Raw genomic sequence first — 14,499 nt, 5'->3', positions numbered from 1 at the left:
AGCAGGTGTTGATGCAAACATTTCCTTTGAATTACTTTTCTCATTTAAATAGTCCTAGACGTCTTTTTGCTGGTAGAAGACAGTTGTCATGGCCTAAATTGAGTCTGATCTTTCTTTTCTTGGTCGCGTTGATGGTTATGCCGATTACCATGTATTATACCAATCAGGTAAAAGCAATCCCTATGGAGCAATTTTTGACAGTTCACCAACTAATTGATCAAGATGGAGTAAATAAATTTTCAGAATTACCCATGGAGAATGGGCAAATAAATCATTCACCAATAACGATTTATCAGAATAACGAAATACTGATTGGGTCAGGATTGACGAAAGAACAAAAAAACGAAAAAAACGCCTTTATTGATTTCGCAAAAAATCATTGGACAATCCAACAAAAAGAACAGGGGCGTATAAGAACCTATCAAATGAATTACCAAGCGTCTTTCAATCCCGAATCAGTCCGAACGCCACAAGAGTTTCAAGCATTTTTAGAACAGGAATTTTACGCCAGTAATCGTCCAATGATTATTTTATCTTATAGTATGAGTTTAGGAATCATCTTATTTATAATGACTAGCTTCATTTTATTTGGTGCTTCTTTCTTTTTATGGCTAACTAGAAAGAGTCGTTTTTCTTCCATCCAAACATTCAAAGAAAGTGCCAATTTAATGTTGAATGTGATTGGAGTTGGCTCCATTATTGCCACGATTGTTGGATTCTTTTATTTTGATTTTGTTTTGATGTTAGGTATTCAATCAACTGTTTCAGTTCTTTTATTGCTATGGATTTTTGCTAAAACTGGCTTTAAAGATGAAGTCAAGGCCTAAGATCATCAACTAATTATGAGAAAATAAATGTGAAAATAATGAAAATTTGATAGGTAACAAAGATTTTTTTCTGAAAAATACCCTTCTGAGTTGATTCTTTTAATTTTTAGTATTAACGTTAAATAGTAGCAATTCTAAGGAGGAAAATCATGTTAGAAAAAACAGTATATAATCAATTATTTTCACGTTCTTTCTCCCTTCCAGTCGAAGTTACTTACTGGGATGGTACGACAAAACGCTATGGAGATACTGACAATCCTCCTCAAATCAAAATTAAGATCCATGAAGAAATACCAATGAAAGAAATCACAAATAACGCCTCTCTAGCTCTAGGTGAAGCTTACATGGATCATCGTATTGAGATTGAGGGAAGTATTCAAGCGTTGATCAACGATGCTTACCAACAAGCAAACAGCTTTTTAAGAGGGAGCGACTATTTAAAATGGCTTCCTAAAAAGCAAAAACACACAAAAAAACAAAATCAAGCAGATATTCATGCACATTATGATCTAGGAAATGATTTTTATGAAATGTGGCTAGATCCAACATTAACCTATTCTTGTGCTTATTTTGAGACACCTGAAGATACATTGGAACAAGCCCAAATCAATAAAGTTCACCACATCTTAGATAAACTTTTTATCAAGGATAATGATACGTTATTAGATATCGGTTGTGGTTGGGGAACCTTGATGTTTACAGCTATCAAAGAATACAATGTAAAAGCAACTGGTATTACCTTGAGTGAAGAACAATATAACCATATTACTAATCGGATCAAAGAAGAACATCTGGAAGATAAATGTCGGGTCTTATTAATGGATTATCGTGATCTAAAAGATGAAACGTTTGATCATATTACAAGTGTCGGGATGTTTGAACATGTGGGAGCAGACAACTTAAAAGAGTATTTTGGTGTCATCCAAAAATTACTAGCTCCTAAAGGAACAGCGTTGATTCACGGTATTACTCGTCAGCAAGGTGGGGCAGTTAATGCATGGATCAACAAATATATTTTCCCGGGTGGATACATTCCAGGATTAGCAGAAATCGTAACAGATATTACGGATAATGATTTACAGTTAATTGATTTAGAAAGTTTGCGCCGGGACTATCAGCTTACTTTAGAACATTGGACAAATAATTTCCATAAAGTACAAGACAAGGTAACAGAAACTATGGGCGATTCCTTCTATCGAATGTGGGATCTTTACCTTCAAGCTTGTGCAGCATCTTTTGAATCAAGTAACATTGATGTTATCCAATACTTACTTGTTCAACCAAGTAATAATGATCTTCCAATGCATCGTGCATAAGGGGAGAAACCTAATAAAAAATATTAATTAAGATTCGCATGAAAAGAGGCTTTGAAAGAAGCGTTTAGCTCCTCCCTTATTATTGAGGAGTTGCTTCTTGAACGCCGTGAATCAGAGGTCGTAAAAACATCGGGTAGCTCTGATGACAATAAGAAAGAATTTTTTGAAACAGCTTCTCATGTTTTGAAAAATTCAGGCTTATTTCAAGGGGCTGATGTTTGAACACCGTTTATTCGTTTTTAGAGATACTAGAAGAGACTGAGACAAATTTTGTCCCAGTCCCTTTTTTATTGTGAAAATGTCTATTGCTCTCTAACATATTTTTTTGATTTTTTATTAGCTAAAAAGGAGATGATTATCGAGCTGATTTTGCCAATAGAATAGAACAGATATTGAAAGAGCAACCGTGCTAAACTGTATTTTTTGATGAATGAAAATGAAAAAATTATGATAATCAAAATTGCATAGACTATATGTGTCGTTCAATAAAGTGAAAAAAGATTTTCCATCAGTTCTCACTCTATGTATATAATCATTAAGTACATGTTGTTATTTTTTATCTATATTTAAATAAAAAACAATACATATATTTTCATTGTTATAAAAGCATTTATAGAACTATAAATAACAATTGTTTATAAATAAATCGTTCATCAAACCTCCATATTGTGATATTATAAACATGAGCTGTGGGTGGCTAGTTTACTCAAGTTCAAGTAAAACGAGGGAGGTGAAAAGAGTGGAAAAAATTCTTATACCATTAAAACAACATGTAGGCGCTTCATCAAAGAGTATGGTAAAAATAGGCGAATATGTGCAACGTGGACAAAAAATTGCTAAACCAGATGGATTAGGAGCAAACATTCATTCTAGCTTTTCAGGCGTTGTATCAGAAGTAACCAACGATCAGATTGTGCTAAAGATTGATGAAAAGCAAAATTTTTCAAGTTATCTTCCTATTCCAGAAACATCCTCTTATATTCAAGCAATCAAAGAAGCCGGAATTGTCGGAGCTGGTGGAGCTGGGTTTCCGACAGATATAAAATTATCTTGTGAAATACCAGAAGGCATCTTTATCGCAAATGGTGCAGAATGTGAAGCTTTATTACTTCACAATGTAAAGCAAATGAAAAGTCAAATCAAACAATTGATTCGTGGAATAAAGTATTGCATGAGCATTACGAAAGCACCCAAAGGAATCATTGCCGTTAAAGGAAAACATCGAGAGTTAGTCATACAATTGTTAAAGTTTATCAACAATGAACCGACAATAGATGTTTACCAATTACCTGACATCTATCCTGCAGGCGATGAACGTGTAGTGATTCGTGAAGTGTTGAACATCACTTTAGACCCTGGTCAACTGCCAATCGAAATCGGAGCAGTAGTGGATAATGTTGAAACAATTAAACGCATTGTCGAAGCGATTGAACAGCGAAAACCATTTATTGATAAAGATCTTACGGTATCTGGTCGTGTAAAACAAAAGAAAACAGTCTTTAAAGATGTCCCAATTGGAACACCTGTCAAGCAATTAATTGATCAAGTTGGAGGTTTTATTGAGCCCCATGGAGAAATTGTGATTGGTGGACCAATGACTGGTCATAGCGGCACGGAAGAAACCCCCATTACGAAAACCAGCGGAGGGGTATTGGTTGCTATGCCATTTCCTCAAGAACATCGAAAAATAGGACTATTACTTTGTGAATGCGGCGGTTCAGAAGAAAGAATGACTGAAATAGCTGAAAACATGGGTGCTGAAGTTGTTGCTACACAACGCTGTAAGCGAATGGTAAAAGTGAATGGAAGATATAGATGTACCTTGCCAGGTATATGTCCAGGACAAGCACAAACAGTCTTTGCTTTGAAAAAAGCAGGTGCTGAAGTTGTGATGACTGGAACTTGTTCTGATTGAACGAACACCGTTATTGGTGTAGCTCCTAGGTTAGGAGTTCCGGTTTATCATCATACAGATCATGTACTTCGGGCAGATGGGCACAGACTATATCGTAAATTACCTACAACGAAATAAATTTAAATTTTAGGAGGATTTAACGAATGTCTATTACGGCTGAAACTGCCCAAGAACATGCAAAAGATCTAGCTGTACTCTGTTGTCGTGCGGAAGCAGGCACAGTGATTACGCCAGAAAATCTAGAGGACCCCGCAATTTTTCTTGATCTAGAAGAATCAGGGTTGCTTGAATTTTCTGAAGATGTGTTAACAATTGAACAAGTACTTGGTACAACATTAAAAGAAACAACGGATGCGTTGATTCCATTGACAAAAGAATTACTGGAAGGTGTATCTGAAGGAATGAAAGAAGTTCATTTAAATGAAAAAAAAGAAGTTGAGACTTCTGAAACAATTGCGACGCCAATTCAAACTGCTTCATCTTCTGTAACAAGTGGTCAGACTATTAAAATTCATATTGCTGAAGGAAAAGGAATTGATTTAGAGCTTCCTTTAATGATGGCTACTCAGTTAACCGAAACGGTAAATCCTGAACCGGAATCAATAATTCCTGAGCAAGTAACGCCAGTAATACCAGCACCGGTTTTGGAAAACTCAAATCAGGTGAAAGAAAAAGTGATTCGTTCTGTACGACATGATCATCTAAAAATTGATCAGGTGATTTTTGGGGAAGAAACAAAAATCGAAGGAACAACTTTAATTTTACGAAAAATGACAGAAATTTGCGCTGAAGCAGTTGAACTGGAACAGCTCGTTGAAGATATGACTTTAGAAATCATTACACCAGATAAATACACTGAATATAGTGAAACGATTATGGACGTTCAGCCAATTGCCGCAAAAGTTGAAGGTGATCTTGGGCATGGAATTACCCGAGTACTGGATGGTGTCGTCATGGTTGTTACAGGGACGGATGCTAATGGAGTTCAAATCGGTGAATTTGGTTCTTCTGAAGGAGAATTAGATCGTAACATTATGTGGGGACGACCTGGAGCACCAGATAAAGGAGAAATCTTTATTAAAACCCAAGTGACAATCAAAGAACACGCGAATATGGAACGTCCGGGTCCGCTAGCCGCTCACAAAGCTTCTGATTACATCACTCAAGAAATTCGTGAAGCCCTCAAAAAAGCGGATGAATCATTGGTGATACATTCAGAAGAAATTATACAGAAACGTCGAATTGGCAATAAGAAAGTTTTGATCATCAAAGAAATAATGGGGCAAGGTGCGATGCATGATAATTTGATTATGCCCATCGAGCCAGTTGGAACATTTGGCGCAAAACCAAATGTTGACCTTGGCAATTTGCCAATCCTATTGGCACCAACAGAAGTATTAGATGGAGGAATCCATGCGTTAACTTGTATTGGACCGGCTTCGAAAGAAACTTCACGCCATTATTGGCGGGAACCGCTTGTTAAAGAAGCAATGGCAGATGAAGAAATTGATTTAGTCGGTGTTATGTTCGTCGGCTCTCCACAAGCGAATACTGAAAAATATTATGTTTCAAAACGTTTAGGAATGACTGTCGAAGCCATGGACATTGATGGTGCCATTGTAACCACTGAAGGTTTCGGAAATAATCATATTGATTTCGCTTCTCACATGGAAGAAATTGGAAAACGTGGAATCAAAGTGGTTGGCGACTCTTATAGTGCTGTTCAAGGAGCCTTAGTTGTTGGTAATTCTGAAATGGGCGCAATGGTTGATAATAATAAATCAAAACAAGGGATTGAAAATGAAATTTTATCAAATAATACCTTGTGTAGAGAAGACGCCATTCGTGATTTAGCTATGTTAAAAACGTTAATGGGTGGAGGAACAATTAAACCAGCTGAACGTAAATGGAATCCGAATGTCAAACAAAACAACATTGAGATTATCGAAAAAACAACAGGAAGAAAAATAGACCTGGAAGAAAATGAGCAATCTTTGCCGAAAAGTAAAAAACGTCAAGAAATTTATGAAAAAGAATAAAATAAGGTGCAAAATGGATAGAATCGAAAAATTAAAGTATGTCTCTACTGAACAAATGTTTGAAGGGATACTTGTTGAAGTTCGAGATGCGAGCGTAACTATTGATATCAAAGGACGACTAGGTCAATTAAAAATTCCGCGGCGCATGATTATTTCAGAGTACGATTTAAAAATAGGACAAGAAGTTGGATTTTTGATGAGTTATCCAGAGGTTTTGGAAGAAGCAGCCAATACTCATTACGTTGAAGCAATCACAGAACATGAACGTCGACGTTTAAAAAATCAACAGAAGAAAATAAAAATGAGAGAGGAAAATGAGTAGATGAGTTTAACAGTATTCGAAGGATTACAGTCAGAAATTTTTGTACCAATCACACCCAAATCCGTCTTTACGCCCGTTAAAAAAGAGCTGAAAGAAATGCGGATTGCTTTGGCAACGGCAGCTGGTGTCCACTTAAAAAGTGATACACGCTTTAATTTGGCAGGAGACACAACGTATCGTGAGATTCCAGATGGAGTACCAAGTGAAGATTTAATGGTCTCACATGGTGGATATGACAACGCAGACGTTAATCGGGATGTCAATGCAATGTTTCCGATTGATCGACTGCATGAATTAGTAAAAGCTGGTTTTATTAAAGAAGCTGCCCCTGTACATTATGGCTTTATGGGAGGCGGCGGTGACCAAGATGCCTTTAATGAACAGACGGGACCAGAAATCGCACAAAAACTCGTGGAAGAAGAAGTTGATGCAGTTGTTTTGACTGCTGGTTGAGGGACCTGTCATAGAACTGCCGTGATCGTGCAGAGAGCAATTGAGGAAGCAGGGATTCCTACTATTTTAATCGCCGCATTACCACCAGTAGTACGGCAAAATGGTTCACCTAGAGCTGTAGCACCACGTGTGCCGATGGGTGCTAATGCCGGAGAACCACATAATATTGACATGCAAACGGGTATTTTAAAAGATACTTTAGAAAGCCTAGTTTCAATTGAAACACCAGGGAAAATTGTGCCATTACCTTATGAATATATCGCTCATGTGTAAAGAGGGATCAGCATGCAAGGAGAAACATTAAAAATGAAAGTTTTCCATATGGAAAAAGTTTCCATAGGAAATCAATTTAAGCTTGATCACAATCAACTACAGATAAAAACTGAATTTGATTGTCTGTGTGAGGATGTCAAATCCTTGACGATCCGATTGTTAGAGCCAGATCAGTTAGACCTAAAAACAAATACTATCATGGATATTTTACCAATTTCTGCTAAAGTATTAGGCGTTTTGGGGACGGGTATCACCCATACATTAACGGGAGTGTCGGTCATAATGACCGGCACAATCGATGAGGGTGAACAGCTCCATGAGTTTGGTTCTTCTGATGGTGTATTGCGTGATCATTTATTTTTAAATCGACCGGGCACACCTAACGCAGAGGATTACATTATTTTGATTGACTTACTTGTCAAGAAAGGAACACCTTTCGATCGTGAGTTATGTTTAAAATTATTTCGGATAGTTGACAATTATCTGCAGGAAATCCGAGAACAATTAAAGTTGCTAGATGGTAAGGAAGCAACGGAAACACATATCTATGAAGAAAAAAGAAATCCGGGAAAGCCAAAAGTGACGTTGGTCAAGCAGGTAGCTGGCCAAGGTGCGATGTACGATATGTTATTATTTCCAGATGAACCTAGTGGGTTTAAGGGTGGTCATTCGATTATCGATATGAATAATATGCCCATCTTTTTATCTGCCAATGAGTATCGTGATGGTGCCATTCGTTCAATGGTCTAATTGTTAGAAAAGGGGATTTTTATGGGAATAGGACCATCAACTAAAGAAACTTCGATGCACCTTTTTAAAGATCCTTTACTGGATGTTTTAAGCAAAGATCCTGACATTGATTTCCAAGATGTTATTATTATTGGCACGCCTCAAAGCAATGAAATGAAGCATCTAGTCGGACAACGAACAGCTACTTGGCTAGAAGCGATGGCTACAGATGGCGTTGTTTTATCAACAGATGGTTGGGGAAATTCAGACATCGATTTTGCCAACACCCTAGAAGAAATAGGTCGTCGTGGCATCAGTGTTATTGGGCTCAAATTTATTGGGAAACAAGCCAAGTTTGTCGTAGAAAATGATTATACAAAATATGTGCTGGATTTTAATAAATCACAAGCAGGGATTGAAACGGAAGTGGTTGGAGAAAATACGATCACTTTCTATGATGCAGTTAAAGCGCTCGCTTTTATAAAACTAAAGATGCGTAAAGATAATCAAAAATTGAAGTAACGTGGAGGTTAGTATGAAAGTATCAAAAATGATATCAGTAGTAGATACCCATACAGCTGGTGAAGCCGCTCGGTTAATTGTAGGAGGCATTCCTAAATTTCATGGAAAAACGATGGCGGATAAAAAAATATACCTGGAAACACAAGCAGATGATTTACGTAAAATGCTAATGCATGAACCACGAGGGCATAAAAATATGTTCGGGGCTTTTATTTGTGAACCGGTTCATGATGAGGCAGACTACGGGATTATTTTCATGGATTCTGGTGGCTATTTAAATATGTGCGGTCACAACACCATTGCGGCAATGACAGCAGCTGTAGAATTGGGCTGGGTAGATGTAGGAGAAGGAACCCGTGTGGTTAAAGTAACGCAAGATACACCTGCGGGGATTGTTTGCGGAGAGGTTCATCTGGATGAAGATTACTCTGCGGAATCGGTCTCTTTTGAAAACGTGGAATCCTTTCTATATAAAGAAAATGTGGCAGTGAGTGTGCCCGATATTGGGACAGTTCATGTGGATATTTCTTTTGGCGGAAGTTTTTTTGCCATATTAAAAGCCGAAGAAGTTGGTTTAACAATTGAGGCGAAGAATGCGTCAAGATTTACTGAAGCAGGTCTAAAAATCCGCGAAGCGATTAATCAAAATATCGAGATCCAACATCCCCGATTAAAACATATTAAAACCGTTGACTTAGTCGAATTTTATGGTCCTGCTAAAAGTCCTGAAGCTACTTATCAAAACGTCGTGGTATTCGGGGATGGACAAGTTGATCGTTCACCTTGCGGAACGGGAACGAGTGCTAAATTAGCAACTTTGTATGCAAAAAATGAGTTGAAAATTGGTGAAAGTTTTGTCTATGAAAGTATTTTAGGAACAATGTTTAAGGGAGAAATTACAAAGGAAACACGTGTAGGAAATTATCAAGCGATTATTCCCAAAGTGACGGGATCTGCTTATATTACAGGATTTAATCAATTCCTTGTCGATCCTAAAGACTCATTAAAAAATGGATTTTTACTTGATTAAAATACACGGTATAACCATCCAAAATGTGAATTGAATTCTCTAGTCCTAGCCATTAACAGATGGTTACACAAAAAATGATGGGTTAGTAAAACTCTGCTTACTATTAAGGAGGTATCATGGTACAACTACTGTTGGGTTTATTAAGCGTTTTATTACTCTATTTCTTATTCTTTTTTGTTCGCGACTTACTTGCAAATAAAGGAAATTGGGGTGGAGGAAATTATCTTATTTCTGGAACGATTGGGTTAATTACCGATTTTTTAGATACATTAGGGATTGGTAGTTTTGCGCCAACAACCATGTTACTAGAATTTACCAAGCAATTAGATAACGATCGACAATTACCAGGAACGCTCAATGTGGCACACTCTATTCCGGTAATCATTGAAGCTTTTATTTTCATTACTGTTGTTAAAGTATCACCCATTACTCTGTTTTCATTAGTTGCAGCAGCAATTGTGGGTTCGTTTGTGGGTTCGAAAACAGTCAGTAAGCTACCTGAAAAAAAGGTGCAGTTTTTTATGGGACTTGCTCTGATTGTGACAGCAATTTTAATGGGGCTAAAACAAGCTGGAATGCTGGATCTCTTAGGCTCTGGAAATGAAGCGACTGCTTTAACAGGTCTTAAGCTAATCATCGGCGTCATCGGTAATTTCCTCTTAGGTGCATTAATGACGATTGGCGTAGGTTTATATGCACCATGTATGGCATTAGTATACATGTTGGGGTTAAGTCCGCTTGTTGCTTTTCCTATTATGATGGCTTCTTGTGCAGGATTGATGCCCGTTGCTTCAGGTAACTTTATTAAATCTGGTGATTATGCGCGTAAAGTTAGTTTGGCAATTACGATTGGTGGAGTGATTGGGGTAATTATTGCTGTTAAATTCGTCACAAGTTTAGATTTGAATATGCTGACTTGGGTAATCATTGCTGTAATTATTTACTCAGGAATTACATATATGCGAAAAGGAATGTTTTCTAAAAAATAGAAAAGCTTAATCTAGTAGCAAAATGTGAAGGAGTGGAAAGAACTGTACAGCCACTTCTTCATTTTTAGTACACCAAACTAGCATAGTTATTTTAATGATTTGCCCGCTATTTTCTGATTGTTGGTGTAACTATAGAAAATGAAGCAGTAAGCAGTAAGCAGTAGAGGAAAAGTCATCAATTATTACACTATATGAAAAGGAAGTGGATGCCAATGAAAAAAGAAATCGAACAATTAATTATTTGTGGTGGATGTAACGCTAAGATTGGTCCTGGAAATCTAGGGAATATTCTAGCAGACCTCCCTAAATCCCAAGATGAAAAATTGTTAGTGGGCTTTGATGCAACAGATGACGCAGCCGTTATCAAATTGACCGATGAATTAGCAATTATTCAGACGTTAGACTTTTTTCCTACTATGGTGACAGATCCTTATTTATTTGGCAAAATTGCTGCTGCCAATGCGATGAGTGATGTTTATGCGATGGGAGGGAATGTATTATCTGCCTTAAATATTGTTGCTTTTCCTGAAGAAAAAGAACTACAGGTTTTAAAAGAGATTTTAAGAGGCGGGGCTGAAAAAGTTCAAGAAGCAGGTGGAATCTTAGCAGGTGGGCACTCAATCCATGACCGTTCAGTCAAATATGGACTTTCTGTAACTGGCACAATTCATCCAAACAATATTTACAAAAATAATACTTGTCAAGAAGGAGATCACTTAATCTTAACAAAACCTCTAGGTGTAAGCATTATCACCATTGGTTACAGCGCCGGGGCAATAACCAAAGAAGGGTTTGCCAAAGCAACAAAAAGTATGGAAACCTTAAATAAATATGCGATGGCTATCATCAGAAAATATCCAATCACTAGTTGTACCGACGTAACAGGATTTGGGTTAGCAGGACATCTTCATGAAATGTTACATGACAATTTTTCAGCTGAAATCTATTCAGAAAAACTGCCATATTTTGAAGAAGCTTATGAAGGAGCAAAAGCCTTTCTTTTTACTGCTGGAGGACAACGAAACCGAAATTTTATGGAAAAAAAGATGGCCTTTTATGTCGATGATTTAGGGATCGAAGAGTTGCTATATGATCCACAGACATCTGGAGGATTATTGGTAAGTATCCCGGCTAAAGAAGCAAAAAAATTAGAAGAAGAGCTGAAATCAGCCAATATCTTAGCCAAAGATTTTGGCGTTGTTACGAAAAAAAAGACAGCAGAAATCATGGTTTATTAAGAAAAAAATTGTTCGATTAGTCTAATAAACTGATCCCATGATTAACTACACATGGAAAGGAGAATCAAAATGGTTAAAATTAACGCATTGGGAAAAGTATGTCCCCTTCCAGTGATTGAAACAAAGAAAGCTTTGGAAGAAAACGATACAGTAGAAACAACTGTCGATAATGAGATTGCTGCACAAAACCTAAAAAAAATGGCGGGACAACTAGGTTATGATTATCAAGTAAAGCAAAATGATGCACAATCGTTTACTGTACGTATCTCCAAGAAAAACGGAGGGATAGCTTCTATTTATGAATAAGAACTTACAAGAGAAAATGATATTGAAGACAATTATATAGTTGTTGTCGACACGAATACGATGGGGCAAGGGTCGAAAGAATTAGGGAAACAATTATTAAAAATGTTTATTTATTCTTTAACCGAACAACCTGATTTGCCCGAAAAAATCATTTTCTACAATGGTGGGGTCCATTTAGTAAGCGACAACTCGGATTCCTTGGAGGATTTACAGATTCTTGCGGAAAATGGGGTAGAAATTTATGCTTGTGGAGCCTGTCTTAACTATTATAACCTCAGTGAAAAATGTAAAGTCGGTGAAGTGACCAATATGTATCATATTGTTGAAATGATGCGACAATCTAAAAAAATCATCAAACCTTAAGGAGTAAACAATGAAGTCATATGGAGTGGTATTATTTCATTCGACACGTGAAGCAATGAGAGCTGAGCTGATGTGCCAATCAGCTAAACTATCTGTAAGAATCATTCCTACACCCGAAAAAATATACCTTAGCTGTGGTTTTTCTTTAAAATTTCCGCTAGAAGCTGAAAATCAGATACGTCATATTTTAGCTAAAAATAATGTGTCATCAGAAGGTTTTTATAAAGCGCTTCAAGTTGGATTGGATGTAACGTATTACTTATTATAAGGGGTAAAAGAAATGGCAAATATTGTAATTGGAACAGCTGGGCATATTGATCATGGAAAAACAACATTGATCAAAGCGCTGACTGGAATAGATACTGACACAACAAAAGAAGAAAAAAAAAGGGGCATGTCGATTAATCTAGGATTTGCTTACTTAAATTTACCAAATCAACAACGTGTGGGTTTCGTAGATGTTCCTGGCCATGAAAAATTTATTAAAAATATGGTTGCTGGACTACCTGGTCTTAATCTTATTTTATTAGTCATTGATGCTAGTGAAGGAATCATGCCTCAAACAAAAGAGCATATTGATATTTTGAATTTATTAGGAATCCACCATTTTTTAATTGTATTAACAAAAATTGATACGATTGATGCTGAATTGAAAGAACTAGTCATCGAAGATATACGTGATCAATTACTTCACACGCCTTTAGAAAAAACGGAAATAATTGAAACCGATGCCATTAGCGGAAAAGGGATCAAACAATTACTAAAAAAAATCGAAGCCTACACGGAGCAAACATCAGAACAAGTAAGTAGTGGAACACCAAGGTTAAATATCGATCGGGTTTTCAGTGTAAAAGGCTTCGGTACAGTAGTTACAGGCACTTTGCTGGAAGGGGAACTAACCGTTGGAGAAAACTGCTATCTCTATCCAAATAAGCGAAAAGTTCGGATAAGAAATCTTCAGGTACATGAAAATAATGTTCAAAAAGCATATGCTGGACAACGAACTGCTATCAATTTAGCAAACATTACCCGTGAAGAAGTCACGCGCGGGGATGTTTTATCAACCGCGGATTCTTTAGAGGAAAGCTGGATGCTGGATGTTAAGGTATCTTGTTTGGCAGAAACGGATGGGGGAATTAGTCTATGGGATCGGGTAAGAGTGCTGATCGGAACAAAAGAAGTAATGGCTCGTACTGTTCCATTAGGATTAGATTGGATTGGACCAAACGAAGAAGGCTTTTTGCAGTTACGATTAGAAGAAAAAGTTTCTGTAAAAGAAAAAGATCGTTTTATTCTACGCTCTTATTCACCCATGCATACGATTGCTGGAGGCGAAGTCTTAAACGCCGTTCCCAAAAAACATCGCCGATTCAAGCAGGCGGTTTTAGAAAGCTTAAAAGCAAAAGAAAATGGCAATCTAAACAGTATGATAATTGATTTTATGTTAAATAAGAAACAGCCATTTACAGTAGAAAAAGAATTGTTGGCCTATCTGGGTGTCACCCTTGATCAACTAAGCCATTCATTAGAAGAACTACAGGATAAAAGTCAAATCTTCTTTACCTCTTGTGGTTTTTTACTTTATGAAAGATACCAACAATTAGCAGGAAAAGCACAAAAGATCTTAGAAGAGTATCACAAAAAATATCGTCTACGGGATGGTATGCCTTTAGAAGAATTTCGTTCTAAAATACGAAATGGCTTGACCGAAAAAGAAGTTTTCGTCTTGATTCAATTATTAAAAAAATTCAACGTAATCAAAGAACAACAGAAACGATTATCTGTTTATGATTTTCAAGTACAATTTAATAGCTATCAACAAGTCGCCAAACAAAAAATTGAACGTTACCTAAAAAACAGTGGTTATATGCCGATAAAAAAAGAAGAGTTAGCCCTTTTAGACAAAAATGCTGAAGAAGTATTGGAAGCTTTAGATGCCACCAGCGCTGTTTTTTTAACCCACGAATATGTTCTGTCAGGAAAGATTTACCAACAAGCTATTCAACAAATCCGGACTTATATCAAGAAAAACAAGAAAATGACACTGGCTGATTTTCGTGATATGACAAACTCGAGCCGAAAAGCTTCCATGCTTATTTTAGAATCAATCGATAAACTCGGCATCACAAAACGAGTAGAAAATTATCGGATTTTAGGGAAACAAGAAGGAGACTAGT

Annotated in this window: 16 protein-coding genes; all 16 read left to right on the top strand. The window is 36.8% G+C overall.

Annotation, left to right across the window (positions count from 1 at the left end):
- Positions 1–11 precede the first annotated feature (11 nt).
- The 16 genes from AB3H93_RS03650 (at position 12) to selB (ending at position 14,498) form a co-directional block, all read left to right on the top strand.
- Positions 12–827, top strand: a complete 816-nt coding sequence (locus tag AB3H93_RS03650; protein WP_034698022.1) for a maltodextrose utilization protein MalA — start codon at positions 12–14, stop codon at positions 825–827.
- Between the two features lie 149 nt (positions 828–976).
- Positions 977–2,143 (top strand): class I SAM-dependent methyltransferase, encoded by a 1,167-nt coding sequence (locus tag AB3H93_RS03645; RefSeq protein ID WP_010719132.1) that lies wholly within the window; start codon positions 977–979, stop codon positions 2,141–2,143.
- Between the two features lie 51 nt (positions 2,144–2,194).
- Complete coding sequence (locus tag AB3H93_RS03640; RefSeq protein WP_158000810.1) at positions 2,195–2,365, top strand: hypothetical protein; 171 nt, start codon at positions 2,195–2,197, stop codon at positions 2,363–2,365.
- 460 nt (positions 2,366–2,825) lie between these two features.
- The gene (prdC, locus tag AB3H93_RS03635; RefSeq protein ID WP_368020156.1) at positions 2,826–4,175 is read left to right on the top strand and encodes a proline reductase-associated electron transfer protein PrdC; all 1,350 of its coding nucleotides are present in this window, start codon (positions 2,826–2,828) and stop codon (positions 4,173–4,175) included.
- 26 nt (positions 4,176–4,201) lie between these two features.
- The gene (gene prdA / locus AB3H93_RS03630; RefSeq protein ID WP_081127579.1) at positions 4,202–6,097 is read left to right on the top strand and encodes a D-proline reductase (dithiol) proprotein PrdA; all 1,896 of its coding nucleotides are present in this window, start codon (positions 4,202–4,204) and stop codon (positions 6,095–6,097) included.
- Between the two features lie 13 nt (positions 6,098–6,110).
- Positions 6,111–6,419: a CBO2463/CBO2479 domain-containing protein gene (locus AB3H93_RS03625; protein ID WP_010719135.1), complete on the top strand. Its 309-nt coding sequence runs from the start codon at positions 6,111–6,113 to the stop codon at positions 6,417–6,419.
- Positions 6,420–7,145, top strand: coding sequence for a D-proline reductase (dithiol) protein PrdB (prdB, locus tag AB3H93_RS03620; protein WP_081001064.1), 726 nt, complete (start codon positions 6,420–6,422; stop codon positions 7,143–7,145). It begins immediately after the preceding gene.
- 12 nt (positions 7,146–7,157) lie between these two features.
- Positions 7,158–7,895: a proline reductase cluster protein PrdD gene (gene prdD, locus AB3H93_RS03615; RefSeq protein WP_010737604.1), complete on the top strand. Its 738-nt coding sequence runs from the start codon at positions 7,158–7,160 to the stop codon at positions 7,893–7,895.
- A gap of 21 nt (positions 7,896–7,916) precedes the next feature.
- A complete protein-coding gene (locus AB3H93_RS03610; protein ID WP_368020155.1) occupies positions 7,917–8,396 on the top strand; it encodes a glycine/sarcosine/betaine reductase component B subunit in 480 nt (159 codons plus the stop codon).
- Positions 8,397–8,409: 13 nt separating this feature from the next.
- Positions 8,410–9,426, top strand: coding sequence for a proline racemase family protein (locus AB3H93_RS03605; RefSeq protein ID WP_368020154.1), 1,017 nt, complete (start codon positions 8,410–8,412; stop codon positions 9,424–9,426).
- A gap of 116 nt (positions 9,427–9,542) precedes the next feature.
- A complete protein-coding gene (locus tag AB3H93_RS03600; protein ID WP_228196877.1) occupies positions 9,543–10,415 on the top strand; it encodes a sulfite exporter TauE/SafE family protein in 873 nt (290 codons plus the stop codon).
- 206 nt (positions 10,416–10,621) lie between these two features.
- Positions 10,622–11,653: a selenide, water dikinase SelD gene (gene selD, locus AB3H93_RS03595; protein ID WP_228196878.1), complete on the top strand. Its 1,032-nt coding sequence runs from the start codon at positions 10,622–10,624 to the stop codon at positions 11,651–11,653.
- A 69-nt stretch (positions 11,654–11,722) separates the two neighbouring features.
- The gene (locus tag AB3H93_RS03590; protein WP_368020153.1) at positions 11,723–11,959 is read left to right on the top strand and encodes a sulfurtransferase TusA family protein; all 237 of its coding nucleotides are present in this window, start codon (positions 11,723–11,725) and stop codon (positions 11,957–11,959) included.
- A 21-nt stretch (positions 11,960–11,980) separates the two neighbouring features.
- Positions 11,981–12,322: a sulfurtransferase-like selenium metabolism protein YedF gene (gene yedF, locus AB3H93_RS03585; protein ID WP_368020214.1), complete on the top strand. Its 342-nt coding sequence runs from the start codon at positions 11,981–11,983 to the stop codon at positions 12,320–12,322.
- 10 nt (positions 12,323–12,332) lie between these two features.
- The gene (locus tag AB3H93_RS03580; RefSeq protein WP_010737598.1) at positions 12,333–12,590 is read left to right on the top strand and encodes a DUF3343 domain-containing protein; all 258 of its coding nucleotides are present in this window, start codon (positions 12,333–12,335) and stop codon (positions 12,588–12,590) included.
- A gap of 12 nt (positions 12,591–12,602) precedes the next feature.
- Positions 12,603–14,498 carry a selenocysteine-specific translation elongation factor gene (gene selB, locus AB3H93_RS03575; RefSeq protein WP_368020152.1) on the top strand — a complete coding sequence of 632 codons (1,896 nt, stop codon included), beginning with the start codon at positions 12,603–12,605 and terminating at the stop codon, positions 14,496–14,498.
- Position 14,499 lies beyond the last annotated feature (1 nt).

The organism is Enterococcus sp. C74 (genome assembly GCF_040887125.1).
GTDB lineage: Bacteria > Bacillota > Bacilli > Lactobacillales > Enterococcaceae > Enterococcus_B > Enterococcus_B hirae.
Note: the sequence above shows the minus strand (reverse complement) of the source record. Positions and strands in the feature narration are given on the sequence as shown.

What these genes read in the sequence shown, in the direction of transcription:
- AB3H93_RS03650 (WP_034698022.1), top strand. Translation starts at nt 12, where the DNA reads ATGCAAACATTTCCTTTGAATTACTTTTCTCATTTAAATAGTCCTAGA.
- AB3H93_RS03645 (WP_010719132.1), top strand. Translation starts at nt 977, where the DNA reads ATGTTAGAAAAAACAGTATATAATCAATTATTTTCACGTTCTTTCTCC.
- prdA (WP_081127579.1), top strand. Translation starts at nt 4,202, where the DNA reads ATGTCTATTACGGCTGAAACTGCCCAAGAACATGCAAAAGATCTAGCT.
- AB3H93_RS03625 (WP_010719135.1), top strand. Translation starts at nt 6,111, where the DNA reads ATGGATAGAATCGAAAAATTAAAGTATGTCTCTACTGAACAAATGTTT.
- prdD (WP_010737604.1), top strand. Translation starts at nt 7,158, where the DNA reads ATGCAAGGAGAAACATTAAAAATGAAAGTTTTCCATATGGAAAAAGTT.
- AB3H93_RS03610 (WP_368020155.1), top strand. Translation starts at nt 7,917, where the DNA reads ATGGGAATAGGACCATCAACTAAAGAAACTTCGATGCACCTTTTTAAA.
- AB3H93_RS03605 (WP_368020154.1), top strand. Translation starts at nt 8,410, where the DNA reads ATGAAAGTATCAAAAATGATATCAGTAGTAGATACCCATACAGCTGGT.
- AB3H93_RS03600 (WP_228196877.1), top strand. Translation starts at nt 9,543, where the DNA reads ATGGTACAACTACTGTTGGGTTTATTAAGCGTTTTATTACTCTATTTC.
- selD (WP_228196878.1), top strand. Translation starts at nt 10,622, where the DNA reads ATGCCAATGAAAAAAGAAATCGAACAATTAATTATTTGTGGTGGATGT.
- AB3H93_RS03590 (WP_368020153.1), top strand. Translation starts at nt 11,723, where the DNA reads ATGGTTAAAATTAACGCATTGGGAAAAGTATGTCCCCTTCCAGTGATT.
- AB3H93_RS03580 (WP_010737598.1), top strand. Translation starts at nt 12,333, where the DNA reads ATGAAGTCATATGGAGTGGTATTATTTCATTCGACACGTGAAGCAATG.
- selB (WP_368020152.1), top strand. Translation starts at nt 12,603, where the DNA reads ATGGCAAATATTGTAATTGGAACAGCTGGGCATATTGATCATGGAAAA.